The 25,411-nt window shown below is 55.9% G+C and carries 26 protein-coding genes; 18 read left to right on the forward strand and 8 right to left on the reverse strand.

Annotation, left to right across the window (positions count from 1 at the left end):
* Positions 1 to 195 precede the first annotated feature (195 nt).
* The 13 genes from AB8B76_RS14870 (at position 196) to yjgA (ending at position 10,263) form a co-directional block, all read left to right on the forward strand.
* The gene (locus tag AB8B76_RS14870; protein ID WP_405273651.1) at positions 196 to 1,176 is read left to right on the forward strand and encodes a calcium/sodium antiporter; all 981 of its coding nucleotides are present in this window, start codon (positions 196 to 198) and stop codon (positions 1,174 to 1,176) included.
* Positions 1,177 to 1,182: 6 nt separating this feature from the next.
* The gene (locus AB8B76_RS14875; RefSeq protein ID WP_405273652.1) at positions 1,183 to 2,160 is read left to right on the forward strand and encodes an SIS domain-containing protein; all 978 of its coding nucleotides are present in this window, start codon (positions 1,183 to 1,185) and stop codon (positions 2,158 to 2,160) included.
* A complete protein-coding gene (locus AB8B76_RS14880) occupies positions 2,157 to 2,672 on the forward strand; it encodes a KdsC family phosphatase (protein ID WP_405273653.1) in 516 nt (171 codons plus the stop codon). Before AB8B76_RS14875 ends, AB8B76_RS14880 begins: the two co-directional genes overlap by 4 nt.
* Positions 2,669 to 3,247: an LPS export ABC transporter periplasmic protein LptC gene (gene lptC, locus AB8B76_RS14885; protein WP_405273654.1), complete on the forward strand. Its 579-nt coding sequence runs from the start codon at positions 2,669 to 2,671 to the stop codon at positions 3,245 to 3,247. The genes AB8B76_RS14880 and lptC overlap by 4 nt, the downstream gene beginning before the upstream one ends.
* Positions 3,231 to 3,887 (forward strand): lipopolysaccharide transport periplasmic protein LptA, encoded by a 657-nt coding sequence (gene lptA, locus AB8B76_RS14890; protein WP_405273655.1) that lies wholly within the window; start codon positions 3,231 to 3,233, stop codon positions 3,885 to 3,887. Before lptC ends, lptA begins: the two co-directional genes overlap by 17 nt.
* Positions 3,865 to 4,590: an LPS export ABC transporter ATP-binding protein gene (lptB, locus tag AB8B76_RS14895; protein WP_405273656.1), complete on the forward strand. Its 726-nt coding sequence runs from the start codon at positions 3,865 to 3,867 to the stop codon at positions 4,588 to 4,590. Before lptA ends, lptB begins: the two co-directional genes overlap by 23 nt.
* Before the next feature lie 257 nt (positions 4,591 to 4,847).
* Positions 4,848 to 6,332 (forward strand): RNA polymerase factor sigma-54, encoded by a 1,485-nt coding sequence (locus tag AB8B76_RS14900; protein WP_405273657.1) that lies wholly within the window; start codon positions 4,848 to 4,850, stop codon positions 6,330 to 6,332.
* Between the two features lie 71 nt (positions 6,333 to 6,403).
* Complete coding sequence (gene hpf, locus AB8B76_RS14905) at positions 6,404 to 6,691, forward strand: ribosome hibernation-promoting factor, HPF/YfiA family (RefSeq protein ID WP_405273658.1); 288 nt, start codon at positions 6,404 to 6,406, stop codon at positions 6,689 to 6,691.
* A gap of 46 nt (positions 6,692 to 6,737) precedes the next feature.
* Positions 6,738 to 7,229: a PTS sugar transporter subunit IIA gene (locus tag AB8B76_RS14910; protein WP_405273659.1), complete on the forward strand. Its 492-nt coding sequence runs from the start codon at positions 6,738 to 6,740 to the stop codon at positions 7,227 to 7,229.
* A complete protein-coding gene (gene rapZ / locus AB8B76_RS14915) occupies positions 7,229 to 8,083 on the forward strand; it encodes an RNase adapter RapZ (protein WP_405273660.1) in 855 nt (284 codons plus the stop codon). Before AB8B76_RS14910 ends, rapZ begins: the two co-directional genes overlap by 1 nt.
* Before the next feature lie 8 nt (positions 8,084 to 8,091).
* The gene (locus tag AB8B76_RS14920) at positions 8,092 to 8,361 is read left to right on the forward strand and encodes an HPr family phosphocarrier protein (protein WP_405273662.1); all 270 of its coding nucleotides are present in this window, start codon (positions 8,092 to 8,094) and stop codon (positions 8,359 to 8,361) included.
* Positions 8,358 to 9,710: a magnesium transporter gene (gene mgtE / locus AB8B76_RS14925; RefSeq protein WP_405273663.1), complete on the forward strand. Its 1,353-nt coding sequence runs from the start codon at positions 8,358 to 8,360 to the stop codon at positions 9,708 to 9,710. Before AB8B76_RS14920 ends, mgtE begins: the two co-directional genes overlap by 4 nt.
* Entirely contained in the window at positions 9,703 to 10,263 is a 561-nt protein-coding gene (yjgA, locus tag AB8B76_RS14930) for a ribosome biogenesis factor YjgA (RefSeq protein ID WP_405273664.1), read from the forward strand. Before mgtE ends, yjgA begins: the two co-directional genes overlap by 8 nt.
* Here yjgA and AB8B76_RS14935 read toward each other — a convergent pair.
* From AB8B76_RS14935 to AB8B76_RS14960, 6 genes are read right to left on the reverse strand one after another with little or no spacing between them, the layout of a single operon-like run.
* Entirely contained in the window at positions 10,214 to 14,236 is a 4,023-nt protein-coding gene (locus AB8B76_RS14935; RefSeq protein ID WP_405273665.1) for a YhdP family protein, read from the reverse strand. The two genes, yjgA and AB8B76_RS14935, sit on opposite strands and share 50 nt — an antisense overlap.
* A 27-nt stretch (positions 14,237 to 14,263) precedes the next feature.
* Entirely contained in the window at positions 14,264 to 15,718 is a 1,455-nt protein-coding gene (gene rng / locus AB8B76_RS14940; RefSeq protein WP_405273666.1) for a ribonuclease G, read from the reverse strand.
* Complete coding sequence (locus AB8B76_RS14945) at positions 15,715 to 16,311, reverse strand: Maf family protein (protein ID WP_405273667.1); 597 nt, start codon at positions 16,309 to 16,311, stop codon at positions 15,715 to 15,717. Before AB8B76_RS14945 ends, rng begins: the two co-directional genes overlap by 4 nt.
* Entirely contained in the window at positions 16,311 to 16,796 is a 486-nt protein-coding gene (gene mreD, locus AB8B76_RS14950) for a rod shape-determining protein MreD (protein ID WP_405273668.1), read from the reverse strand. The genes AB8B76_RS14945 and mreD overlap by 1 nt, the downstream gene beginning before the upstream one ends.
* Complete coding sequence (gene mreC, locus AB8B76_RS14955) at positions 16,789 to 17,664, reverse strand: rod shape-determining protein MreC (RefSeq protein WP_405273669.1); 876 nt, start codon at positions 17,662 to 17,664, stop codon at positions 16,789 to 16,791. Before mreC ends, mreD begins: the two co-directional genes overlap by 8 nt.
* A gap of 31 nt (positions 17,665 to 17,695) precedes the next feature.
* Positions 17,696 to 18,733, reverse strand: a complete 1,038-nt coding sequence (locus tag AB8B76_RS14960; protein WP_405273670.1) for a rod shape-determining protein — start codon at positions 18,731 to 18,733, stop codon at positions 17,696 to 17,698.
* A 224-nt stretch (positions 18,734 to 18,957) separates the two neighbouring features.
* On the opposite strand from AB8B76_RS14960, the gene gatC reads away from it, so the two are divergent.
* The 4 genes from gatC to AB8B76_RS14980 all read left to right on the forward strand — a co-directional run bounded on the left by gatC (position 18,958) and on the right by AB8B76_RS14980 (position 22,682).
* Complete coding sequence (gatC, locus tag AB8B76_RS14965; RefSeq protein WP_405273671.1) at positions 18,958 to 19,245, forward strand: Asp-tRNA(Asn)/Glu-tRNA(Gln) amidotransferase subunit GatC; 288 nt, start codon at positions 18,958 to 18,960, stop codon at positions 19,243 to 19,245.
* Between the two features lie 15 nt (positions 19,246 to 19,260).
* Positions 19,261 to 20,733, forward strand: coding sequence for an Asp-tRNA(Asn)/Glu-tRNA(Gln) amidotransferase subunit GatA (gatA, locus tag AB8B76_RS14970; RefSeq protein ID WP_405273672.1), 1,473 nt, complete (start codon positions 19,261 to 19,263; stop codon positions 20,731 to 20,733).
* Between the two features lie 84 nt (positions 20,734 to 20,817).
* Complete coding sequence (gatB, locus tag AB8B76_RS14975; RefSeq protein ID WP_405273673.1) at positions 20,818 to 22,266, forward strand: Asp-tRNA(Asn)/Glu-tRNA(Gln) amidotransferase subunit GatB; 1,449 nt, start codon at positions 20,818 to 20,820, stop codon at positions 22,264 to 22,266.
* 125 nt (positions 22,267 to 22,391) lie between these two features.
* Complete coding sequence (locus tag AB8B76_RS14980) at positions 22,392 to 22,682, forward strand: PA4642 family protein (protein ID WP_405273674.1); 291 nt, start codon at positions 22,392 to 22,394, stop codon at positions 22,680 to 22,682.
* 33 nt (positions 22,683 to 22,715) lie between these two features.
* Here AB8B76_RS14980 and smrA read toward each other — a convergent pair whose 3' ends face one another.
* Positions 22,716 to 23,324 (reverse strand): DNA endonuclease SmrA, encoded by a 609-nt coding sequence (smrA, locus tag AB8B76_RS14985; protein WP_405273675.1) that lies wholly within the window; start codon positions 23,322 to 23,324, stop codon positions 22,716 to 22,718.
* A 197-nt stretch (positions 23,325 to 23,521) separates the two neighbouring features.
* Here smrA and cysZ point away from each other — a divergent pair, with 197 nt between their 5' ends.
* The gene (cysZ, locus tag AB8B76_RS14990) at positions 23,522 to 24,250 is read left to right on the forward strand and encodes a sulfate transporter CysZ (RefSeq protein ID WP_405273676.1); all 729 of its coding nucleotides are present in this window, start codon (positions 23,522 to 23,524) and stop codon (positions 24,248 to 24,250) included.
* Positions 24,251 to 24,378: 128 nt separating this feature from the next.
* Here cysZ and AB8B76_RS14995 read toward each other — a convergent pair.
* Positions 24,379 to 25,411, reverse strand: a 1,033-nt coding sequence (locus AB8B76_RS14995; protein ID WP_405273677.1) for a DEAD/DEAH box helicase, incomplete at its 5' end; no start/stop codon positions are given.

The raw sequence follows: 25,411 nt of genomic DNA on the forward strand, positions 1-25,411 counted from the left end.
GATTGATCAGAGCGGTTATACTCGGCAACCCGCAACTTGGACCGAGCCAAATCGGGGCGAAAAGTGTACACGCTTTTCCCTCTGACTCGTATGACAGCATCGACACCCTTCAGGTTCAATCTTCAATTCAGCCCCCGCTACGAGCCTTCGCGCAGCTTGGGGTTCAGTGGTGCATAAACTGAACAGTCACATCGAATGCTGATTCCACTGCTGACAGTTCTAGCGGCCTTTGCTGTTCTGATGTGGAGCGCCGATTTTTTTGTAGCAGGCGCTGCTTCTATTGCCGGCAACCTCGGTATGTCGCCAGTTATTGTCGGTCTGACTATTGTGTCGCTGGGCACCTCCGCGCCGGAAATTCTGGTCTCGATAACTGCCGCGCTCGCGGGATCTGGCGGGCTGGCCATCGGCAACGCAGTCGGGTCAAACATTGCAAACATTGGCCTGGTGTTGGGTATTACGGTGCTGGTTGCACCCATCCAGGTCCATCCGGGCTGCATGCGTTCGGAGCTACCGACCTTACTGGTGGTGACCGCCGGCACCGGCTTGCTCCTACTGGATGTGGAGCTTGAGAGAAGCGACGCGATACTCATGATCACCGCGCTGATACTTATCCTTGCGCAAATGATCCGTTCGCAGATACGCGACCCTGAAGTCGCAGAAGATGCCGCTGCTGAGGACGATGACTTACCGCATCTGAGTACCGCGAGAGCCTGGGGCGCCTTCGCGATCGGGCTGGTCCTGCTGGTAGGCAGCTCAAAAGCACTGGTCTGGGGCGCGAGCGCCATAGCCATGAAATTTGGCGTACCCGAGTTGATAATCGGGCTGACTATTGTGGCCGTGGGCACCAGCCTCCCGGAGCTGGCAGCCACTCTTGCCAGCGCCCTTCGCGGTCACGCGGAAATTGCCATCGGCAACATCGTCGGCTCCAACCTCTTTAACTTACTCGCGGTTATGGCCATGCCTGGTTTACTAGCCCCGGAGCAGTTGCCTTACAATTTCCTGTTCCGAGACTATGGGGCCATGTGTATCGCCACGATACTGATGGCCGTCGCCGCTTATCTCGGTCTCAGACATCGGAGTGCAAAACCGGGCCACTCTTACCTTGGTAGAGGGGTAGGCACGCTGTTCTGCCTCGGGTATGGCCTGTACTATTACGGACTTTACGTAACCCTATAGACCGTTATGACTGAACCTGCCCGCTACCTGTCCTCCGCGCAGCGCACGATTCGCATGGAAGCCGAAGCCGTTGCCGCGCTTGAGTCACGTATCGGGGGTGAGTTCGAAAAAGCCTGTGAACTGATTCTCAATGTGAGCGGGCGCACCGTTGTTACAGGCATGGGCAAGTCTGGCCATGTCGGCGGAAAAATTGCGGCCACTCTGGCCAGTACAGGCACCCCCGCTTTTTTTGTTCATCCTGGCGAAGCAAGTCACGGAGACATGGGCATGATTACCGCTGATGACTGCGTTATCGCTCTATCCAACAGCGGCACTACCCCTGAAGTTCTGATGCTAGTTCCATTGTTAAAGAGACTCGGCATACCGCTGATCAGCATGACAGGGGCCCCGGAATCCGCTTTAGCGCTTGCCTCCGACGCGCATATCAATACAGGGGTAGATGTCGAAGCCTGCCCTCTCGATCTAGCACCCACATCCAGTACCACCAGCACCCTGGTCATGGGGGACGCACTGGCAATCGCATTACTAGAGGCGCGCGGCTTTACGGCTGAGGACTTTGCTTTTTCTCATCCGGGCGGCGCTTTGGGTCGCAAGCTTCTGCTCAAGATAGACGACGTTATGCGTCAGGGCACGGCGATACCGCGAGTCTCAGAGGACACGCCCCTTGCCGACGCCCTCCTCGAGATAAGCGCTAAGGGACTGGGAATGACAACCGTGACCGCCGCGGGCAATGACGAACTTCTCGGTGTATTCACCGACGGAGACCTTCGAAGGGCGTTGGATGAACAGGTGGATATTAAAAATACCCGCATCGGCGATCTCATGACGTGCTCACCGGCCACAGCGCATACCGGGATGCTGGCGGCGGAAGCACTACGTATTATGGAAGAACGTCACATCAGTGCATTGGTGGTGCTCAACGAGGAACAACAGATTGCGGGCGTGGTTAATCTTTTGGCACTGCTCGAGGCTGGCATAGCATGAACGCAGATATCGCGCGCGACATCAAACTCCTCGCCTTGGATGTTGACGGTGTTTTAACGGATGGACGCATCACCTACGGCAATGATGGAGAAGAACTGAAGTCCTTCAACATCAAAGATGGTCTTGGAATCAAACTTATTCAGGCCGCCGGAGTCGAAGTAACTATCATCACTGGGCGTCAATCGAATATTGTCGATCGTCGTGCCAAGGAGTTAGGGATAAAAACCATCGTACAAGGTCGCGAAGACAAGCTCAGTGCGCTGCTGGAGATATGCGAGGCTCGAGGGCTTAGCGTGAGCGAGTGCGCCTACATGGGAGATGACCTACCCGACCTCGCAGCAGTGCGCGCCGCAGGTATTGGCATGACCGTCGCCGATGCGAGTGCAGCATTGCTCGCGGCGGCAGATTGGCAGTCGAGCCTGCGCGGCGGAAATGGTGCTGTAAGAGAAGCTTGCGAGACGCTCTTGCACGTCCGCGGTCAACTTGTCGCAGCAGAAACCGCATTCCAGTGACCGCCAGCAAGAGCCGTCGAGGCGTTAGAAAACGCTTGTCTATTCCGCTGCTTCTCTGCGCGGCCTTACTGTTTTACACCCTGCTCGCCCCCACCCCTCGGTTGATCACAGAAACTGCCGCGCCAAAGACTGACGCGCGCATCCCCGAGAGTTATGCCAAAGATGTATCAGTAGATGACTTTGACGTAGCGGGAGCATTACAAGGCAATACGCAGGCAACAGCGTTGCGACGCTTTCCGAGCGAAGGCATTATCGAGCTGGACGAACCGAAGCGTTACAACTACACAACAGACGGCGAGTGGTTCGCCAGCGCCAAAAGTGGCCAGCTACGAGAGAAGACCGAGGTTCTTGTGCTGGATCAGGAAGTACGTCTCCAGTACGACACGGAGAACGTTCAGTTTTTCACCGACCGTATGATTATCAACATGCCCAAGCAAGCGGCTCGAAGCACAGCAAGCGTTCGCATCTGGCAAGCAGACAACGAAACTATCGCAGACCAGATTTACATTAACCTCAGCCGCCAGGTCGCCTCCCTCAGCGGCTCTGTCAGAACAGTATATGTTCCAGACAACTAATCTTTTGAATATGCATAAGCTCCCCGCGATTTCAGCGGTGTTTGCTCTGAGCCTGGTGTTTACGGCATTACTGGCTCCAGATTTTGCCCAGGCCTTACCTGATGATCGATTACAGTCTATCGAGATAACCGCCGAGCGCGCGGTGCGCGATGAGCGCGCTGGATTTACTGTGTATAGCGGTGACGTAATCATGCAGCAGGGCAGCCTGCATATTACGGCGGACAAAATCACAATTTTTCATGACAGCGAGGCTGCTGATCGCATCATCGCTATCGGCGAGCCCGCCACCCTACGACAACAACCCGAGATCGATAAAGGTTTTGTCACCGCAAGTGCGGGACGCATCGTTTATCAAAAATCTCGCGAGTGGGTGCAGCTGCGTGAAGCCGCGGTGATCGAACAAGACGGCGCGGTGGTTAGCGGCGAGTCCATTGACTATTACATGGCGGAGCAGCGTGTTCGCGCTGACGCGGACTCTGAAGACGCTAATGGTCGAGTGCAAGTCATCATACCCGCTGCAGTGATTGAGGCAGAGTCCAGCGACGACGCCGAACCGGAATCTCCTCCAGCAAACAACACCCCAACCCCGCCGAAGCAGGATCTTCCGGGAGGCGTCGATGGCGACCCTGACAGCGCGTAACCTCGCGAAAGCTTATCGGGGGCGGAAGGTAGTACGCGATGTCAGCCTCGAGGTACAAAGCGCCCAGGTTGTAGGACTACTGGGCCCAAACGGCGCGGGAAAAACCACCTGCTTTTACATGATCGTTGGGATCGTGGCCTCTGATGCCGGCGACATACTCATCGACGAGAAGAGCATCACAGCCCTGCCCATGCACGAACGCGCTCGCCGCGGTATCGGCTACCTACCTCAGGAAGCCTCCATTTTTCGGCGTATGAGCGTCGGCGACAACATCCTGGCCATTCTTGAAACCCGCAAAGATCTGAATCGTGCGGAACGTCAAAAACGTCGGGATGAGCTTCTTGAAGAGTTCCATGTAGGCCACCTTAAAGAGAGCCTTGGACAGGCTCTGTCCGGCGGAGAGCGGCGTCGCGTGGAAATTGCGCGAGCCCTGGCCATGGAACCCAAGTTCATTCTCTTGGATGAACCCTTTGCCGGCGTTGACCCCATCTCCGTCGGTGACATCAAAAACATCATTCGTCACCTTCAGTCCCGAGGTATTGGCGTTCTGATTACCGACCACAATGTTCGGGAAACGCTGGATATCTGCGAGACCGCTTACATTGTTGGAGAAGGTCACATCATTGCTAAAGGCAGCCCGGAAGAGGTTCTCGACAACGCTAAGGTTCGAAAGACTTACCTGGGCGAAAACTTCCGCTTGTAAGCGATGAGAATTTTGCGCTCTCCTTGAGCAGCCGTCCTCCCCAAAAAAACGCAATCGCACTACCACAATGCAATAAATGCGCCAAGACGTTGCGTGGACCTTAGCGCACGCCTACACTGACGGTATAGGACTGGCATTGAACCAGCCTAATTGGGGATGTGCGTCCGCCTCGTTGCGGCGGTAGCGCACGTAGTAGCGCATTCGAAAGCGGCTTTAGACCGCAGGTGCGTAGCGCAATTGAGCGGGACTAGCGCGCAATGAAGCAGGGATTACACCTTAAGCTCGGTCAACAGCTGACGATGACGCCGCAGTTGCAACAGGCGATCCGTCTGCTGCAACTGAGCACATTGGACTTGCAGCAGGAAATTGAACAGGCGCTGCAAGAAAACCCCATGCTTGAGGTAGAAGAAGACCAGGCTGACACCCCGGACGCATCCAGCGGCGACGAATCGGGAAACCACGAAGGCCCCCTCGATAACCCCGAACGCAGCACCAATGTTGATGAGGCCTCGGCAGAGGGTGAGTTTGAGCCCAACATGCCTGATGACCTGCCCGTGGACACCCAATGGGAAGACATACTCCCCTCAAGCGCACCTCCGCCATCCGATGGAGGCGGCGGAGAAGACTTCGATTTTGACAGCCGCAACCGCAGTAGTGAAAGTCTTCAGGATCACCTGCGATGGCAGCTGAACCTCACCCGTTTGTCCGATAGTGACCGCATTGTCGCTTTGGCAATTATCGACGCCACGGATGCCAACGGCCGCTTTAACAGCACCGTAGAAGACATGCTTGAGCTGTTCCCGCCAGAGCTGGAAGTCGAGCAAGAGGAAGTTACCGCGGTACTGCATGCCCTGCAGCAGTTTGAACCCGTGGGCGTTTTCGCGAGAGATCTGCAGGAGTGCCTGCAGTTACAGCTTAAGCAAATAGAGCCCGATACCCCGTGGCTGGATCAGGCGAAGATCTTAATCAATCGTCATATCAATCAGCTCAGTAGCGGTGACTACGCGCAAATCATGCGCCGCATGAAGCTCTCTGAGGATGACCTGCGTGGCGCACTGAAACTTGTACAGTCTCTGGACCCTCTGCCGGGCAAGCAGTTTGGCGACGATGATACCGAATACATCGTGCCGGACGTTTTTGTCAGTCGTAAAGAAGGTCGCTGGGTCGTAGAGCTCAATCCCGACACAGCCCCGCGTCTGCGCATCAACGATCATTACGCTGGAATGATTAAGCGTGCGGATAACAGCGCCGACAACAGCTACCTCCGGGATAACTTACAGGAAGCTAAGTGGTTCCTTAAAAGTCTCCAGAGTCGAAACGAAACCATGATGAAGGTGTCTACAGAGATAGTAAGACGCCAGCGCAACTTCCTCGAATACGGTGAGGAAGCAATGAAGCCCCTGGTGTTACATGACATCGCAGAGGCCGTTGAAATGCACGAGTCCACCATCTCAAGAGTTACCACGCGGAAATACATGCACACCCCCCGGGGTATTTTTGAACTCAAGTATTTTTTCTCCAGCCATGTGGCAACTACCAGCGGGGGCGCCTGCTCATCCACAGCGATTCGCGCTCTGATTAGAAAGCTTATCGCTGCGGAGAACCCTCGTAAGCCGCTGTCCGACAGCAAGTTGGCAGAACTCCTGGAAGGCCAGGGGATTCAAGTAGCCCGAAGAACCATCGCAAAATACCGGGATAGCCTCACCATCCCACCGTCGAATGAGCGAAAAAGGCTTGTTTAGACGAATCGGCGCGGCGAAGCGCCAGAACAGATCGACACTGACGTAGCAAAAACTAAAACAAGGAGAAGCGCATGCAAATTGTAATCAGCGGACACCACGTCGACGTCACCGATGCCCTACGGGAGTATGTAGAGGCCAAGTTTGAGCGTTTGCAGCGGCATTACAGTCAGATCAGCAAGTCTGAGGTGACGCTCATCGTAGAAAAAATGGTTCAGAAGGCTGAGGCCACCGTGCACATCGCCGGAAAAGACCTGTTTGCCGCAGCCGACTCAGAAGATATGTACGCGGCGATCGACGCCCTGGTCGACAAACTTGATCGGCAACTGATCAAGCACAAAGAGAAGAATCGACCCCACTGAGCGCCGCGGAGCGCCAACGAAGTAATCAATGCAAGCGATACACACCATGAGCCAAGACTTTTCCCATGCCGCGAACAGCGTCAGCGACTTACTGACGCCCTCGCGGAGCCTTTGTCAGATTCCCGGCGGCGGAAAGAAGCGCCTGTTTGAACTCATTGCCGATGTTCTGGGTAGCGAAAAAGATGAGTTCCATCCCGACGAATTAGTCGCCGGAATGCTCGCCAGAGAGAAGCTGGGCAGTACTGCCCTTGGCAACGGTATCGCTATACCCCATTGCCGCCTCAACGATTGTGAAACCCCTTGTGGAGTGCTTCTCACCCTCTCCAGCAGCGGGGATTTCGACGCACCAGACGATGATGACGTTGACCTGATCTTTGCCTTGGTGGTTCCAAGCGAAGCCACGCAGGAACATCTGAACCTCCTTGCTGATCTTGCACGACTTTTTTCGCAAGCGGATTTTTGCGATGCGCTCAGAGGCTGCACTAGTAACGAGTCTCTCTTTGAGACAGCAAGCAACTGGAACTCAGGCACTTCGTAGTGGACTTGATCATCATCAGTGGTCGCTCGGGGTCCGGTAAAAGCACCGCTCTGCACCAGCTCGAAGACGAGGGCTATTACGCCATTGATAACCTCCCTGCGTCGCTCTTACCTGCGTTGGTCCGCGACACGGGCCCCGGCTTACCGGAGCACTTCCGTGGCATTGCTGTATGTATCGATGCTCGCAACGCTTTTAGAGATTTGCAGGGATTTAACGCAACGCTTGAGTCTCTTCCGGACGAAGTGCAGCACCGGATCCTTTATCTGGATGCTGATGAAGCGACGCTCATCAAGCGCTTCAGCGAGACGCGACGGCGACATCCCCTGACCAACGAGAGTCTGCCGCTGGCTGAAGCCATTCGCTATGAAAGCGAACTTCTGGATCCCTTAGCGGCGCAAGCCACACTCACCCTCGATACCAGGGCAATGACAATCTATGAACTGCGAGACGCTATTCGCCAAAGGCTGGTCGGTTCCGAAGCAGAAGAGATGGCGATTTTGTTTCAGTCCTTCGGCTTTAAGCGCGGCGTGCCCGGCGATGCCGATCTCATTTTTGATCTGCGTCTTCTGCCAAACCCTCACTGGTCGCCAGAGCTTCGTAAGAAAACCGGTGAAGACCCGGCGGTGGTTGCGTACCTCGAGAGCCACGAGATCACACAGCAGCTCTTCGATGACATAGCCGGCTTTATAGAACGCTGGGTGCCCGCGTATCAAAAAAGTAGCCGCAGTTATCTCACCGTGGCTCTGGGATGCACGGGCGGACAACACCGCTCCGTCTACATGGCACATCGACTCCATGCTCATTTTCAGGGTCAGCTTGCGCAGCTGCAGCTCCGCCATCGAGAGCTTCAGTAGGCATTAATGTGATTGAGAGCGAACTCAAAATCATCAACAAACTTGGCCTGCACGCCCGAGCTGCCTCCAAGTTTGTGAGTTGCGCGAGCCGCTTTAGCAGCAAAATCGAGGTGGGCAAAGACGCGCAGTGGGTTGATGGAAAGAGCATCATGTCGGTCATGATGTTAGCCGCGGGACAAGGCAGCCTGCTAACGCTTCGAGCGGATGGCAGTGACGAAGCCGAGGCTTCAGAAGCGATTCACGACCTCGTCAATGATTTCTTTGGCGAAGGCGAATGAACACTCTTCAGGAAGATCAGAAACGCTCCAGAGATAGCGTTTCCCGGGCCCTGGAAAGCGGGACTCTGGTCGATGTTCGTCGGCGCATCCGCGTTATGGAGCCCGGAGAAGTAGCCCACATTCTCGAGTCTTCCCCCCCACGCTACCGCCACGTCCTATGGCAGCTACTGGAAGGCTCCCAGGAGGCTGAGGTTCTCAACGAACTTGGAGAGGAGCTAAAGCTCGACTTCCTCCAAACCATGGGGCCCGATCAGGTCGCTCAGATTACTGAAGAGCTCGATGACGATGACGTCGCGGACATTCTTCAGCAGCTCCCCGAGGCTTTCACCCAGCAAGTGCTGGACGAGATGGACGAGCAGGACAGATCCCGTCTCGAAAGCGTGATGGTCTACGACGAGGACACCGCCGGTGGCCTCATGAACACAGACACCATCTCTATTCGAGCTGATGTCACCCTGGATGTAGTGCTGCGTTTTCTCAGGCGTCACGAAGAAATACCCGAGATGACAGACACGCTCATCGTGGTAAGTCGCGATGATCACTACGTAGGGTTACTCCCGGTTCGCACGCTGTTAGTTTCAGACCCCGGTAGCTCCGTGCGTGAACTCATGCTGACCAAACGCAAGCCCATCAATACCGGTATGCCAGACAGTGACGTCGCGCGCCTCTTTGAGCGCAATGATTGGGTGTCAGCGCCGGTGGTAGATGATGATGGCCTCGTAGTCGGTCGAATCACTATCGACGATATCGTCGACGTCATCCGCGATGATGGTGATCACTCCCTGATGTCCATGGCGGGTCTGGACGAAGACGACGACACCTTTGCACCGGCCATCAAAACTGCACGACGCCGTGCGCTGTGGCTGGGCATCAACCTGTTAACAGCCTTTATCGCCGCATCAGTGATTAATCTGTTTCAGGGCACCATCGAAAAAGTAGTCGCTCTTGCGGTGCTTATGCCCATCGTTGCCTCCATGGGAGGTATCGCCGGTACGCAAACGCTCACAGTACTGGTGCGTTCCCTCGCCGTGGGGCAAGTTAACCGCAGCAACGCGCGCTGGCTGGTGAGTCGCGAGTTAGCATCGGCGGCGCTCAATGGTGTTTTGTGGGCATTGGTCGTTGCTATAGCCGCATCGCTTTGGTTCCAAGACAAAACGCTAGGGCTTGTTATCGCTTTGGCCATTGTTATCAACCTGGTGACCGCTGGCGTTACCGGAGCAGTTTTACCGCTGATGCTTCAGCGCATGAAGATCGACCCTGCCCTTGCGGGCGGAGTTGTTTTAACAACCGTAACGGATGTGGTGGGATTTATGTCGTTTCTTGGACTGGCGACGGTGTTCTATGCCTAAACCCAAACGAGGCAAGAAGAAGCCAATCCCAATCGGCGATGAAGAGCTGGATGCGGAACTGGAGTTCGAAGAAGGACCCAGTAAATCGGCACGTAAACGAGAGATGACAGCTCTCCAGGAGCTGGGGGAAGCACTGTGCGCGCTCAGCCCCAAGGAACTGAGCAAGATTCCCGTGGACGATGAAGATTTACTGGCTGCTATTGAAGAAACATCACGCATAAAACATCACAGCGCTCTGCGGCGTCATCGCCAATACATCGGCAAGCTTATGCGACGCATCGATCCCGAGCCACTACAGAAAGCCCTGGACGCCCTTTATCAATCGCGACTGCAGGAAACCCGTGCTTTTCAGGATCTGGAAGTGTTGAGGGACAGCTTGGTTCGCGATGGCGATAAAGCTTTGGGTCACGTCCTAGAGAATTACCCGAACGCCGATCGACAACAGCTTCGACAGCTTATTCGTGATGCTCAACGGGAAGCAGCGGCTGAAAAACCGCCAGCGGCTAGTCGACGCCTTTTTCGTTATCTTCGGGAGCTTCATTCCGCGGAGTAATTTTGTCGTCAAACAGGCGGCTAAAATTAACCGCGGGCGTTTCAATGGGACCAGATACCTCGTACACCGCCGAGGACATCCGATTCACCTGCTTTTCAAAAACCTTACTTACAACGAATACCCCCGCAGCGACGGCGGGGCCCGCGGCAAGCGCGGCCACCCAAGGCAGATTGTTCGCCACGGGCAGTGTCACCAGTAACTCGCCATTAATATCCCCCAATTCCAAATCGCTAACGCCCGTGAACGCAAAAGCGCTGGCCGCACCATCGATCTGCAGGTCTGCCACCTCCAGCGTTCCCTGGCGCAGATAGAGTTCCGTACTGGCCGTCAAAAAGGGAATACCGGACTCAAACATGTGACTCAGGCTGAGCCCCCGCAATATTTCTGCAAAGTTAAGAAAGCTGATCATAGACAGGGCGCCAGGACCGGACTCCAACAGCCGTCCGTTTTTCGCCTCAAGGGCAACCGAACCTTCTGCAGCACTAACGGCATAGGACGTAGGTGGACCGGGCCAGCGAAGGCGAAGGGACATAGAGCCCGCTTCGGTTTCCAAGCTCGGAGCAAAACCTGCGGCCGTCATAACCGCGCCGAGATCCGTATAGACGGCGTCGATTTCCAAAGAAGTAGACTCTTTGCGAGCCTCTTCGCCGCTCTCTTCGCCACTCTCTTCGCCACTCTCTTCACCGCTCTCTTCATACCAACGCAACATTCCAGGCTGAGGATCATCAAGCTGCATACCCCAAAGGTCGCCCTGAATACCCGTGGCGTAAAGCGAGCCATCGGGATGCTCGGTGTTTAAATCAAAGCCTACTCCGCCGAGAACCCGCCCCTCACTGCGAAACTCCAGTACATCGACGCGCATGCTCGGTACGGTCGCCCGCACTTGCTCAAGCGTCAGCGGGTCACCCTCGCCGAAACTACCCAAGTCGAGGTGCTCCAGCAGCAGGAGCAACTCATCGTTCTCTCGGGTCAGACTACCCTGTACTGACTCAGACTCAATGGCGCCCTGCCACAGATTTTCTACACCCCAGAGATCCACCCTCGCACGACCAAAGCCGCGGCTCGCAAGGCTAAGCTCGCCTATCTCCAGCGAATCGATTTGATAACTCAGAGGGGCATCGGTGTTTACACTCGCACCATCGTCGGTAACGGCAGTCGCAAGCTCCAGTATGCTGTCTCCTTGTACCGACTTCTGGGAAATCCCTTGCGGCGATTCGTCAGCAAAACGACTGAAGTGATTATAAAACTCGCTCCACTGGGTAACATCCAGAGACGACACGGTGCCGCTGAGACAGAAACGCTGCTCACAGTTATCCAAATCCACGGGGGCGCCGCCTACCATCGCCGCCAGCTGACGAAGGCTATCCTGAGCAAATACCAGTTCCATAGCTAAGCGCTCGCCCAGATTCAGCGTCATCACAGGGTCGGGTTTCAGGGGGATGGCCATTGCCAGTGGGAGCGCCTGATCCGGCAATTTTCCAAAGGGTCTGGGAGCATCGATGGTAGCCCCCAGTAACTCAGACTGTAGATGGAATCGGGGGTCAGATTTGTCACTCAACAACAGCTCCGCCGAAAACGGCGTCATCCCCGAAGCAAAAGCCAGCAAGGGTTGGTCCAGCCACCGCGACACTGCCCCTGTGTCGATCTCACCGGAAAGCGACAGGTCCATTCCTCGCGACAACTCGGGATCGCCTCCGCTCTTACCATCGATCACACCATCGACCACACTCGCGATGCCTTCCGCTGCGCTCAGAGCCACAGTCCCCCCAAGAAGGTCGCCACGGAGCTCGCTCCCCGCAAAGCCCTCCCTCGTACGGTAGCGAAGAGTTCCATGAACCTGATCAACGGTGAGACTTAGCTGATCGATATCTGCGGAAGCGTCTTTAAGCGCCAAGCTAAGGTCAACTTTGGGGACCTTGGATTCACCACCAATCGGTATCGTCAGCGCCAAATCGCCATCAACTGAACCGCTAAAGCCCCAGTCAGCGAACACGCCGCCCGTCACATCGCGAAGTGGTGAATTGCTGAGCAACACATGAGCGGCACTGGCTGGCCCGACAATACGACCCGCGACATCTAGTAAAGCGCCGGGCGATTGTGGCAACACACGCACCATAAGATCAGAAACCTCAGCGCCCTCACTTTTCGCCGTAGGTATACGTCCCCAAGTCCGGCCATCATCAACCCAGATAGTACCGGTGACATCGGTTAGCGTTGGCCAGGCGGGGTCGTAAATCAGGGTGGCTTCGCTAGTGTCCAAAAACAGTTGCACGGTCATATGAGGAGCATTGCGACGACGCGTGCTCCCTCGCCAAACGAAGCCCGCGCGTTCCACGCTCCCCGCCACGATACTTCGGTCCAGCCAACCCAGAAGCGGCCCTGGCAAAGTAAACGGTAGATACTTTGCTCGCTCCTGTACCTGGGAATCCCGAAGACCGATGAGCAGCTCGAGCTCCACTCCCGTCACCCGTTCACCAAAGGGTATATCAACGGCAAAGAGTCCATTCGCCCGCCCCTCGCCGCCCGCCAGACGCATAAGCCCGCTGTCGATGCGCAGGCCGGAGCTGTCCCACTGTAGATAAACATCGCCAAGAGCATCGGTATATCGCAAAGGCTCTCGATACACCGAGGGGTAGTGCATACTGAAATCCGTAGCATCCAGCTTTAGCTGCCCGCTCCCCGGAGCTAACTCAAGGTAGCCGGTGACACCGGTCAGTGCCGGGGTGTTTCGCCAGCTATCAACACTGAGGTCTTCGACGATGCTCCGCAGCTGCCAGCTATTTGCAGGGTCCGAAAGATCGTCTAGACGCAGCTCGACAACACTTAAAGTTCCCGATGGCGCCAGAGTCGGCAACACGTCGCGAAAACCCTGAGGCAAGCCAGGCGCTGCGGCAAGTAGTGTTGGCAGCGCAGACAAACCCAGGTCACTGGCTCGAATACGCATTGCCTGCCCCCACCAGTCGAACTGCGCGCGATCCAAGTTCAAAGACTGCCCCGCTCGTTCAATGTGAAAGTCTTCTGTCAGTAGACTCCAGTGACGGGCGCGCTGCTCTAACGCCGCCTCAAAGGACAGCGCATCCAAGGGCAAAGACCAGGCCCCATCGGGTTCATCCAATTGAAGGTCGGCGCCATCCCAGCGCATCTTTGCCGTGGAGTCTCCTTCGGCGCGACTCAACCAAAATTGCGCGCTCGCAGATCCCGCAAGGCGAAAAGGCAAATCCAGGCTGCTCCAGATATCACTGAGTGCAGCGAGATCACTGCTGTTGGCATCGACGTAGACATCACCCGTCCAGGAAAGCGGCCTAAGTGGGTTTCCAACACCCTCCGCATTGACCTCGAGACTGATACTGTCTCCATCGATCATGCCGTGGAGGCGGCGAGCATTACCTTCTCGTTCCAGTAGCACGTCAACGGTGAGGCCAACACGGCCATTGGGAGTTTCCAGTGTCAGCGCGTTCTCAGACAGAGCAACGCGTTCGACACTGGGAAGAAAGTCCTCCAACCAGTCTTTCAGGGCACTGCCGCCGCCCGAGGCAAAACCCACGATCTCAATTGCACCATCAGCGGTAAGCCGCGCATCCACTGCAAGACCTGCAACGGTCATACGAGATAACTGAAGGCTGCCCGCAAGAAGGCTACCGGGCACATCAAGCCGCAAAGACCCCTGTCCTATGAGAATAGGGGGCGTCTGCTCATCGTCCTGGGTAATACGTAGTTGGGTAAAACTTAACTCAGGGCTAAAAGCATCCCATCCGCCGGAAAGACTCCCGACAGTGACGTTAAAGGGAAGCTGTTTGTTGATCTGCGTTAGCACCGGATCGCGAAGCGCCGGCATCTGCTGCATAAGAAATCGTCCAGCCGCCACATACACAGCCAGAAGCACCACAAGAACCACGAGCAAGCGCCAGGCCCAGGGCGCCAGAGCGTGAAAGCCCCGAAGGGGCAGGCTCTCGTCGTGGTGGGAGTCGTTCATCGTTTACGACCCGCATCTATGCTTTTTTTAGAGCAACACAATGTCGAACTGCTCCTGAGTGTAATCGGGCTCCGCGCGAAAGCTGATACTGCGTTTTATGAATGACTCCAGATCCCCTACGTTCGCCGACTCCTCGTCCAACAGCCGCTCAACCACAGTGTGTGACGCCAAGACCATCAGCCCACCGGTCTCATAGGCCCGGGCATCGCGCATAATCTCCCGTAGTATTTCATAACAAACCGTTTCTGCGGACTTGAGCACGCCTCTGCCGCCACAACTTGGACAATCTTCGCAGAGGGTCCGTTCCAAACTTTCGCGCGTGCGCTTGCGCGTCATCTCAATCAAGCCGAGTTCAGATACACCACTGATTTTGTTTCGCGCTGGATCCCTCGCCATCGCTTTCTCCAGCGCACGGTGCACCTGCCGGCGGTGTTCCGCATCGTGCATATCAATGAAATCGACAATGACGATCCCGCCAAGATTACGAAGGCGCAGCTGCCTGGCGAGAACCGTAGCGGCCTCAAGATTGGTCTTGAATAGCGTCTCTTCCTGATTCCGTCGCCCTACAAAAGACCCGGTGTTCACATCGATGGTCGTCATTGCCTCGGTTTGATCAATCACCAGATGGCCGCCGCTTTTAAGCGGAACGACGCGCGCCAGAGCGCGCTGTATATCGTCTTCTACGCTGTGGAGATCGAAGATCGGTCGCTCCCCCTCATACAGCTCCACCAGATTCGCTACTTCCGGCATGTATTTAAGACAGAAGTCATTAAGCAAAGCGTAGTTATCCTGGCTGTCCACAAGAATGCGCTGAACGCTGGGCCGCGCAAGATCGCGTACCGCGCGCAGCTGCAGCGGCAGATCTTCATAGAGCAATTCAGGCCCCCTGGCTTCAAACGCACGGCGCGATACCACAGCCCATAAGCGCTGAAGGAACCTCAGATCAGCGCGAATCTCGCTGTCTCCAGCACCCTCCGCGGCGGTGCGCAGTATGTAACCACCCTCCGCCATGGATTCGTCGTTAAGCGCACAGGCAAGAACCTCCTGCAAACGCGTGCGTTCTTCCGGGTCGTCAATACGTTGCGACACACCCACATGATCGCTTTGCGGCATGTAGACAAGGTAGCGCGTGGACACCGAAAGCTGGCGGGTCAGGCGGGCGCCCTTTTTGCTGATCGGATCCTTGACTACCTGTACCGTAATCACCTGTCCTTCTCGTAGGTGATCGGCAATGCGCTCTTCCGCTGCCGCATTGGATCCCAGTACATCGTTCAGGTGAAGAAACCCGCTACGCTCAAAGCCAAAATCTACAAAGGCAGCCTGCATGCCGGGCAAAACTCTAACCACACGGCCCGCGTAGATGTTTCCCACCGTACCGCGACTCGATTGCCGCTCGATGTAGATATCCTGAGCAGCACCATTTTCCACGACGGCAACGCGCGTTTCCATGGGCGTGGCATTGACGAGTATTTCCTCGTTCATGTCCTCTGCTCTTTCAAAACAGGAACAATCGCAAACCGCATGAGCAACTCGCGGGTTTCGAGCATGGGCAAGCCAATCACATTACTCACGCTGCCGTCGATGCGACGCACGAAGCTACCGCCCTTCCCTTGAATCGCATAGGAGCCGGCCTTATCCCAGGGTTCATCCGTTGCGAGGTAGTCTTTAATCAAACGGTCCGGCAACTCGCCAAACTCTACGAGAGTTCTAACTAACACTGTCTCGCACTGCGAGTCTTGTCGGGCACACACAGCGGTATAGACTTCGTGACTACGGCCGCTAAGCGCTTCGAGCATAGTCTGCGCGTCAGCAAAATCCGCGGGCTTACCCAAACTCTTGTTGTCGAGAACAACGGTAGTGTCAGCGGTTAGCAGCACCGTGTCATTACCTAATTCCAGAGCCTCGGACTTTTCTCGCGCCATTCGCTGCACATAGTCTCTGGCCGGTTCGCCGTTACCCGGTGTCTCGTCTATATCAGCCGATTGAATAGTGAAATTTGCGCCCAGCTGCCTTAGGAGCTCGGCACGACGCGGACTCGCCGAACCCAAAACCAATGTCGGCGACGAGGCGTCCATCAGTTCACCTTATAACTACGACGCACTTCGCGAAGGACCGGCATCAACAGGGGCCAGAGTAATGCCGTACTCAACGCAGGAAAGAGAAACCCGAAACCCGGGGCGGCTCCACCCTGGAGTCCCTGCAACCATTGCGTCACCAGCTGATGGAGTCCTGCAAACACGAAAACTACCGATGCCTGCTGAACAAGGGTAAAGACACGCAGGCGCTGGTACATCAAACGGGCCAGAGTCACTACCACTGCGAGGGACAACATGTTTTGCCCAAGCACAGCGCCTTCCATAACGTCGACTAACAAACCCACAACCAGGGCGGTGACCAGGCCAACACGATGAGGCAATGCGATGGTCCAATACAGCAACACCAGCAGAATCCATTCGGGACGCCACCAGAGCAAACTGCGAGTGAGCGGCATCACCGCCAGCACCGCCGCGCATAACAGAGACGCCACAATCACCCAGTAGGCAGTAACCCGTTCACTCACTCGGCACAGCTCCGGATTCAAGCACTGGCTCAACATCCGGCAATTGACTAAACACCAGTAGCACGTGGCGAGCACGGTCCAGCGCCGCCGTGGGAGTGGCGATAATGCGTGCAAAAGCTTCACCGGGATTCCGCTCCACCGCCGACACGACAGCTACGGGATAACCAATGGGGAATCGACCTCCTAATCCGGAGGTGACCAGCAAGTCGCCAGCCAGAATATCGGTGGTCGCTGTCACATGATTCACCGCAAGCTGATCCAGGGATCCCACCCCCTCAGCGACGGCGCGCACACCATTGCGATTTACCTGCACGGGCACCGAATGCGTAGGATCGGTAACCAGCAGCACGCGAGATGTTGTCATTCCCACCTCGACCACCTGCCCCATGAGGCCCTGAGCATCAATGAGCGGTTGCCCGGGGTAGACCTCGGCCTCGGCGCCCTTGTCCAGAACGAGTTGATGACGTACAGGATCCGGAGAGACACCAATGATCTCGCTGACCAGCACGTCATCGCGCAACAGGGCCGTGGAATTTAACAGCGTGCGCAGGCGGGCGTTGTCTGCCTGCATGGACGCGAGTTGTTGCGAGCGTCCCTGGAGCACCAGGTTTTCTCTTCGCAAACGATCGTTGTCATCCAACAAACGCTGACGAGAACGAATGGTGTTGTCCTGCCAGTCACCTATCGCGGATGGAATATCCGCGATGAGATAAATGGGTGTGAGCGCGGTGTCGATCGCTGAGCGAACCGTCGCAAGGCCGCTGTAGCGCAGATCGGCCAATAGCAGCGCACCGACCAGCACCAGACCCAGAAAGAGTCTGAGGCCGAGATTAGATTCCTGTATAAAAAGCGGCTTGATTAGCAGCACCCATAGCGGGCATTGCTCATGCCGCCCGCGATTACTCTGTAGAGAGTAATTCTATCGTATGGCGGTCCATACGTTCCATCGCCATACCGCCCCCTCGTGCCACGCAGGTGAGGGGATCTTCGGCAACGACGACCGGTAAACCGGTCTCGGACGCGATGAGTCGATCCAAGTCGCGAAGAAGAGCACCGCCGCCGGTAAGAACAATACCGCTCTCTGCAATATCCGCGGCCAATTCCGGCGGGGATTGCTCCAGCGCGGACTTCACAGACTGAACTATTGACGACAAGGGATCCTGAAGGGATTCGAGTATTTCGTCACTGTTAAGGGTAAAGCTTCGGGGAACACCCTCGGCGAGGTTTCGACCACGAACATCGATTTCTCGAAGCTCGCTGCCTGCAAAGGCGCAGCCCACCTCCTGCTTGATTTTCTCAGCAGTAGAATCACCAATCAGGGTCCCATAACGCCGGCGCACATAGGCCACAATAGCCTCGTCGAAGCGATCACCGCCGAGTCGAATTGAATCGGAGTAAACCACACCATTCAAAGAGATGATCGCAATCTCAGTGGTACCACCACCGACATCAACGACCATGCAGCCCGATGCTTCATCGACCTCAAGACCCGCGCCGATAGCCGCCGCCATGGGCTCTTCGATCAAACGCACTTCGCGAGCTCCCGCCGAAAGCGCCGACTCTCGAATAGCGCGGCGCTCTACCTGCGTGGATTTACAAGGCACACAGACCAAGACTCGAGGGCTGGGACGGATGAAGCGGGTTTCATGCACCTTGGCGATAAAGTGCTGGAGCATTTTCTCAGTCACTTGAAAGTCGGCTATGACGCCATCTTTCAGGGGCCGGATCGCCGTGATGTTACCAGGGGTCCGTCCGAGCATACGTTTTGCTTCAGTACCGACGGCTTCAATGGTCTTCTGGCCGTTGTGAATACGGATTGCAACGACCGAGGGCTCATCCAGGACAATGCCCTGACCGCGGACGTAAATCAGGGTGTTGGCTGTTCCAAGATCGATGGAGAGATCGTTTGAGAACATGCCACGCAATTTTTTTAGCATGAAATTCTGTTACCTGAATAAAGGTAAAGTGACGGTGAATGTACTAGCTAGCATGGATTTTATGGTTTCAAACCAGCGTTCCTATGCGGCGCAAGGTTATCAACCACAGGGGTGTTGGGCAAGAAACAAATGTTGTATTGTGCGCCGCACCTCCAGCGTCAATCCCGCTGATTTGCCACTTTTAACAACACTCTTAAGCAACAGATAAAGCAACCGATAAAGCAATGTCCGTACCCGGCGACACTATCCGAGAAATCGCACAACTTGCACGCCTTCGCGTCGAGGACCATGAGCTTCCAGAACTCACGGTCAGTTTCAACGCGATACTTGACCTCTTCGAGCAACTTCAGGCCGCCCCCACCGACGGGATAGAGCCCATGGCGAACCCTCTCGACAACCGTCAAACCCTGCGCGAAGACATCGTCACCGAAGAAAATCAGCGTGAGGCGCTGCAATCCACCGCGCCGCTGACCGAAGACGGCCTGTACCTCGTGCCGCGAGTCGTGGATTGAGGGTGGCGGACTAAAATGAGCATCGAACTCGACAGCCGCAGCTTGACGGAACTCGCATCGGCCCTGGTGAGCGGAGAGACCAGTAGTGTTGAGCTCACTGAAGCGGCACTCGGTCGAATTAATGCCTTGGACGGAAAGCTCAACAGCTTTATCACCGTGGACAACGAAGCTGCCATGCGCGAGGCGCAGGCCGCTGACGAGCGTCTTTCCAGTGGCAATGGGGGGCCATTGACGGGTATCCCGATTGCTCATAAGGATATTTTTTGCACCAACGGCCTTAAAACTAGCTGCGGCTCACGAATGCTGGACGGATTCACGCCACCCTATGATGCGACCGTCGTTGAACGTCTGCGCAGCGCGGGCGCCGTACTCATTGGCAAGACCAACATGGACGAGTTCGCCATGGGCTCCTCCAACGAGAACAGTTTCTACGGCCCCTGCGCAAACCCCTGGGACCTAAGCCGAGTACCGGGCGGGTCGTCAGGAGGCTCCGCGGCGGCCGTCGCAGCGGGACTGATCAGCGCTGCCACCGGCACTGACACCGGCGGCTCCATACGCCAACCAGCGGCTTTTTGCGGTATTACCGGCCTCAAACCGAGCTACGGACTGGTATCCCGTCTGGGCATGATCGCCTACGCATCCAGCCTTGATCAGGGTGGCCCGATGGCCCGAAGTGCCCAAGACTGTGCCGTGCTGCTAAATGCTATGGCCGGACACGACGTCCGAGACTCGACTTCGGCTCAGCGAAAGCCAGAAAACTATTGTGATGGCCTTAACAATACAGTCGAGGGGCTCCGTATTGGCGTGCCCAAAGAGTATTTCGGCGAAGGACTGGACGGCAGTGTTGCAAAGGTTATTGAAGCAGCACTGAAAGAATACGAAGCGATGGGGGCAACGCTTCACGAGATATCCCTGCCGCGGACAGCGCTATCAATCCCCGCTTATTACGTTATTGCTCCGGCAGAGGCATCGACCAATCTGTCCCGCTATGACGGTGTGCGCTACGGCCATCGCTGCAAGGATCCACTGGATCTAGAGGATCTCTACACCCGCAGCCGGGAAGAGGGCTTTGGTGACGAAGTCCAGCGGCGGATTCTTGTGGGAACCTATGCCCTCTCCTCCGGGTACTACGATGCTTACTACAAGAAGGCCCAGCAAGTGCGCCGACTCATCGCTGGAGATTTTACCAGCGCCTTTGAGTCAGTAGATATCATCGCCGGGCCTACGACACCAGGAGTGGCTTTTGAGCTGGGCTCAAAAACCAGTGACCCGACCGCCATGTACCTGGAAGATATTTACACGCTGTCGGTAAATCTGGCAGGGCTACCCGCAATGAGCCTGCCCGCGGGCTTCAGCAACGGCCTCCCCGTGGGACTGCAACTTATCGGGAAACACTTTGAGGAAGCGCGACTTCTCAGCGCGGCACACCAGTTCCAGCAACGCAGCGATTGGCACCGCCAAACCCCTAACGTGGAGCTGCAGCCTTGAGCGAGAGACAGCCATGAGCCGGGAAACAGCCTTGAGCCGGGAAAAAGCCATGAGCCGGGAAACAGCCTTGAGCGAGAATCAGCGATGAGCCGGGAGATGGTTATTGGCCTGGAAGTGCATCTGCAGTTAGCAACGCGCTCCAAAATATTCTCAGGCAGCCCCACAACCTTCGGGGCAGAGCCCAATACTCAGGCGAATGCCGTGGACTTGGCGATGCCCGGCATGCTTCCGGTACTCAATAAGCAGGCTGTGCGTTACGCCGTGATGTTCGGCCTGGCTATTGATGCAGAAATAGGTAAGCGCTCGGTATTCGATCGCAAAAACTACTTCTATCCGGACCTACCAAAGGGTTACCAAATTAGTCAATTTGCAGAGCCCATAGTGGGTCTCGGTCGTTTTGCCTTCAACCTGTCCGATGGAACAGCAAGCGAAGTGGGTATTACACGTGCCCACCTTGAGGAAGATGCTGGCAAGTCCTTGCACGAAGATTTTCATGGGATGACAGGCATCGATTTGAACCGTGCGGGCACACCGCTCCTTGAAATCGTCACTGAACCGGATTTCCGCAGTGCCGAACAAGCAGTAGCTTTTCTCAAAGCCCTGCACAGCTTGGTGACCTATCTTGGCATTTCCGACGGCAACATGGCCGAAGGATCCATGCGCTGTGACGTCAATCTCTCTTTGCGTCCGGCTGGCAGCGACACCTTGGGCACTCGCACAGAGATCAAGAACGTCAATTCGTTCCGGTTTGTAGAGAAGGCCATCCGCTGCGAACGCATTCGCCAGGAAGATATCCTCGATGACGGCGGCAGTATCGTGCAGGAAACTCGCCTCTACGACGCAGACCGCGACGAAACGCGATCCATGCGTAGCAAGGAAGTCGCCAACGATTACCGCTATTTCCCCGAGCCTGACCTGCTACCAGTAGTGCTGAACGACGACGATATCGCGGATATCAGAGCCATGCTCCCCGAGCTTCCCCGGGCAAGACGAGCGCGGTTTCAGGAGTCCTTCGGGTTATCCGAGTATGACGCCGGAGTCCTAACGGACGAACGAGCAGTCGCTGACTATTTTGAGGTAGTGGCTAAGTCCAGCGGTGATGCAAAGCTCGCGGCTAACTGGATTCAGGGTGAGCTTTTGGCCGCGCTGAACGCCCAAGACATGTCTATCGAGTCTTGCCCGATGCAGGCTGAACAGCTCGCGGGGCTGATCGCGCGGATTAAGGATCAGACGATCTCGGGCAAAATAGCCAAGGACGTGTTTGAAGGAATGTGGAACGGCGAAGGCGATGCCGACGCGATCATCGATGCACGAGGGCTCAAGCAGGTCTCTGACAGTGGCGCGCTGGAGTCTATGGTAGACAAGGTCATCGCCGACAACCCGGATCAGGTCGCTCAATATCGGGCTGCAGATCCTGCAAAACAAAAGAAGCTTAGTGGCTTTTTTGTGGGCCAGATCATGAAGGCATCCAAAGGGCAGGCCAACCCAAAGATGGTGAGCGACTTGCTACTCGCCCGCCTGGATGCCTCCTAGACACACTCTGGCTACGCCCCTGAGCGCCAAAAAACAGCCAGACCTAAACGCGGTCCGTGCTATTTGCCTTAAGATCAGCTTGAGCCCCGGCATTAAAATAGGGCCCAGATTGCAGGATGACAACGATGCGTAAAGACAAAGCCAAAGTTCTCGATGAACAGTGGGATGACGAAAGGGTAGCTAGTTTTCTGGAGCCTCGCCCCGGTGACGGCGAAAACGCAGACTTCAAGCTGCTCTTGCGCGCCTATCAGAGTATGCGCGACAGCGACTTCGCTCGCTTCCTACCGCTGTTTTGCAGTGCCGGACGAGACATCAACGCGGTGGGTAACGAAGGTAAAACACTCCTGGAAGAAGTGAGTGAGCATCGTTACGGAACGTCCTACGCCGAGGTCTTGAAAACACACGGCGCTACGTAAAGCGCTACTTAAGGTGCTAGCTGATCTTCGCTTTCAGGACGCCCCCTGCTCGTAGGGAACACGGCCCCGCATAAACCGCTCGCGGTTCTCGCGCTTCTTCTCTTCGCTTTTTGCCAACAGCACTAACACGGCTCCTGTCCCGCCCAAATTGGGGGGTGCACTGTGAAACGCCTGCACCGGTGCTAGCTCTCGTAGCCAGTGATCAACGTAGCCTTTGAGAATGCCAACAGCGTCGCTATTGGGGCTGCGCTCGCCCTTGCCATGGACGATGAGCACGCTGCGCAGGCCCAGTTCATGACACTCGTTGATGAACCCGTAAATCTCACGCCGGGCGCGCTGAACGTTCATACGGTGCATGTCCAATCGGGCCTCAGCGGCGTAGCTGCCCTTCTTGAGTTTGCGGTACACACCGTTCTGGATACCCGGGCGCTTAAACTCCAGCACATACCAGGGATCCAAGGGCTTCACACCCTCATCGGCGAGAGGATTAGTATCCCGACCGCGCTCCGTCACCGCCGCCTCGCGTCGTAGCTGTGCCAACGTTTTGTCAGCCACGTCGCGCCGCCGGCGAACCCGTGCCTCTGTTTTCATGGGCGTGACATCGCCCATCTCACTGAGGAAGTCGTCATCATTGTTTGTCATTGGCGCCTCCTTGAATTCATTACATGGCGTCACTGAGTACGCACATACCTAAAGACATGCGCGGGGAGACGCAAATCAAAAGTGCTCTCGTCGCAAATCTGACTCGGATTAACGCGCCCCCTGACGCTAAGAACGCACGAAACAATCTCCGCGCGTTAAACTACGTAAACTACCAGACTCACAGATCAGGAAGAAAATTGGAAGGCGATCCCGTTTACGGCGCAGGCTGCCTCATTCGAGGTGGCAAAATGCTCAGCCACCCGAGGTTACGGCCCTTTGTTTTAGTGCCGCTGACCATCAATGTACTGATTTTTGGCTCGCTAATCAGCTGGGGGTTATCTAACCTCATAGACTGGGTAAACAGCTGGATGGCATGGCTACCCGAATGGCTGTCATTCCTCGAATGGATTCTTTGGCCCATTATCGGGCTGACCGTTGCTCTGGTCACCGGCTACCTATTTACAGCGGTCGCACTCCTCATCGCCTCTCCCTTTAACGCATTACTGGCAGAAAAAGCGGAAGAACTCATCACCGGGCAGCCCGTGCAAGGTCTTGAAGGCCTTGGCGCTGCGTTAATGAGCGTACCCCGGGGCATCTTTAGGGAACTGGCCAAGCTCGTCTACTACCTTCCTATGGCCCTAATGGTACTGATCATTAGCTTCATACCTGCGGTGAACGCAATTGCCCCCCTACTCTGGTTACTCTTGGGCGCGTGGATGATGAGCCTGCAGTTTGTGGACTACCCCATGGATAACCACCAGTTCAGTTTCAAGGACGTACGCATTGCCGTCGCCGACCGCAGGTTATCCAGCCTCGGCTTCGGCGGCATGGTCGCTGCGCTGGCAAGCATCCCCATCGTAAACTTCTTTGTGGTGCCCGCCGCCGTGGTTGGTGCGACGATTTTGTATGTTGAGGAATTGCGGTAGGTAAACGTCTGAACCTTCGATTTGTTTGTGGTCGGCCGCGAGTCGCGATAAGGCCTCGACGACGTCAGGTAGCTTCGAGGGATGAGTCCGGCCGTGAGAAAAACACCGAGCACCTAAACCAACATAGGTCAGCGAGACAACAAATCCTCGGGCGGATGTTCACATCGCACTGGCTCGCCTAATAGCGCTTCGAGATCAGGCAGCAAAAACGCGTCGTCTTCACTGGCGAAGCTGATCGAAGTACCGCTAGCACCTGCACGACCCGTTCGGCCAATCCTGTGTACGTAGTCTTCCGGGTCTTCCGGGAGGTTGTAGTTGACGACATGGGTTACGCCATCGACATGGATGCCTCGACCGGCGACATCCGTGGCCACCAGTACCGAAATCTCGCCCTTCTTAAACTGATCGAGCGTCTTGGTGCGCTTAGCTTGGGCTATTTCGCCGCTGAGCATCCCGCAGGTGATGCTGGCTTTACGGAGCCGCTCGAAGAGACGGCGTACCTGGTCGCGACGGTTGGCAAATACGATGACCGAGCTGGCATCATCACTACGCAATAGATTCACCAAAATCCGGAAGCGCTCCTCACTGCTTGCGAGATAAATCCGTTGATCCACGGTGTCTGTGGCCACGTGGTCAGGCTCGATCTCTACAGTAACGGCTTCGGTGGTCCACTGCTGAGAGAGATTGATAATGTCCTGGGTAAACGTCGCGGAAAACAGCAGCGTCTGACGATAATCTTTGTGCGGAGTTTGACGCACGATGCGTTTGACCTGCGGGATAAAACCCATGTCCAGCATGCGGTCGGCCTCATCAAGTACGAGCACTTCAACCTGATCCAGCACCAAGTCACGGCGTCCCGTGAAGTCAATCAGTCGTCCCGGTGTCGCTACAACGAGATCGACTACCTCACGTCCCAACTGATTCAACTGCTTCTGATAATCCATACCACCGATCAAAGTGCAGGTATTCAGACCGGTATGCTTCCCGAGATCGGCCGCGTCGGCGGCGATCTGCATCACTAATTCTCTTGTGGGTGCAATCACCAGAGCCCGGGGCTCGCCTAAAAATCGCTCACCTTCGTGGGGATTTTTCAGGAGGTCATCAAAAATAGTAATCAAGAACGCTGCGGTTTTTCCTGTGCCCGTCTGCGCCTTACCGATA

The sequence above is a fragment of the Congregibacter sp. genome (assembly GCF_045107095.1).
Lineage (GTDB): Bacteria > Pseudomonadota > Gammaproteobacteria > Pseudomonadales > Halieaceae > Congregibacter.

Excerpts from the sequence above, each read along its gene's own strand:
- AB8B76_RS14900 (WP_405273657.1), top strand. The coding sequence starts at position 4,848 with ATGAAGCAGGGATTACACCTTAAGCTCGGTCAACAGCTGACGATGACG.
- mgtE (WP_405273663.1), top strand. The coding sequence starts at position 8,358 with ATGAACACTCTTCAGGAAGATCAGAAACGCTCCAGAGATAGCGTTTCC.
- AB8B76_RS14980 (WP_405273674.1), top strand. The coding sequence starts at position 22,392 with ATGCGTAAAGACAAAGCCAAAGTTCTCGATGAACAGTGGGATGACGAA.
- AB8B76_RS14870 (WP_405273651.1), top strand. The coding sequence starts at position 196 with ATGCTGATTCCACTGCTGACAGTTCTAGCGGCCTTTGCTGTTCTGATG.
- AB8B76_RS14960 (WP_405273670.1), bottom strand. The coding sequence starts at position 18,733 with ATGCTAAAAAAATTGCGTGGCATGTTCTCAAACGATCTCTCCATCGAT.
- gatA (WP_405273672.1), top strand. The coding sequence starts at position 19,261 with ATGAGCATCGAACTCGACAGCCGCAGCTTGACGGAACTCGCATCGGCC.
- lptA (WP_405273655.1), top strand. The coding sequence starts at position 3,231 with ATGTTCCAGACAACTAATCTTTTGAATATGCATAAGCTCCCCGCGATT.
- gatC (WP_405273671.1), top strand. The coding sequence starts at position 18,958 with ATGTCCGTACCCGGCGACACTATCCGAGAAATCGCACAACTTGCACGC.
- AB8B76_RS14880 (WP_405273653.1), top strand. The coding sequence starts at position 2,157 with ATGAACGCAGATATCGCGCGCGACATCAAACTCCTCGCCTTGGATGTT.
- yjgA (WP_405273664.1), top strand. The coding sequence starts at position 9,703 with ATGCCTAAACCCAAACGAGGCAAGAAGAAGCCAATCCCAATCGGCGAT.
- gatB (WP_405273673.1), top strand. The coding sequence starts at position 20,818 with ATGAGCCGGGAGATGGTTATTGGCCTGGAAGTGCATCTGCAGTTAGCA.
- AB8B76_RS14910 (WP_405273659.1), top strand. The coding sequence starts at position 6,738 with ATGAGCCAAGACTTTTCCCATGCCGCGAACAGCGTCAGCGACTTACTG.
- lptB (WP_405273656.1), top strand. The coding sequence starts at position 3,865 with ATGGCGACCCTGACAGCGCGTAACCTCGCGAAAGCTTATCGGGGGCGG.
- smrA (WP_405273675.1), bottom strand. The coding sequence starts at position 23,324 with ATGACAAACAATGATGACGACTTCCTCAGTGAGATGGGCGATGTCACG.
- AB8B76_RS14945 (WP_405273667.1), bottom strand. The coding sequence starts at position 16,311 with ATGGACGCCTCGTCGCCGACATTGGTTTTGGGTTCGGCGAGTCCGCGT.
- hpf (WP_405273658.1), top strand. The coding sequence starts at position 6,404 with ATGCAAATTGTAATCAGCGGACACCACGTCGACGTCACCGATGCCCTA.
- AB8B76_RS14935 (WP_405273665.1), bottom strand. The coding sequence starts at position 14,236 with ATGAACGACTCCCACCACGACGAGAGCCTGCCCCTTCGGGGCTTTCAC.
- AB8B76_RS14875 (WP_405273652.1), top strand. The coding sequence starts at position 1,183 with ATGACTGAACCTGCCCGCTACCTGTCCTCCGCGCAGCGCACGATTCGC.
- rng (WP_405273666.1), bottom strand. The coding sequence starts at position 15,718 with ATGAACGAGGAAATACTCGTCAATGCCACGCCCATGGAAACGCGCGTT.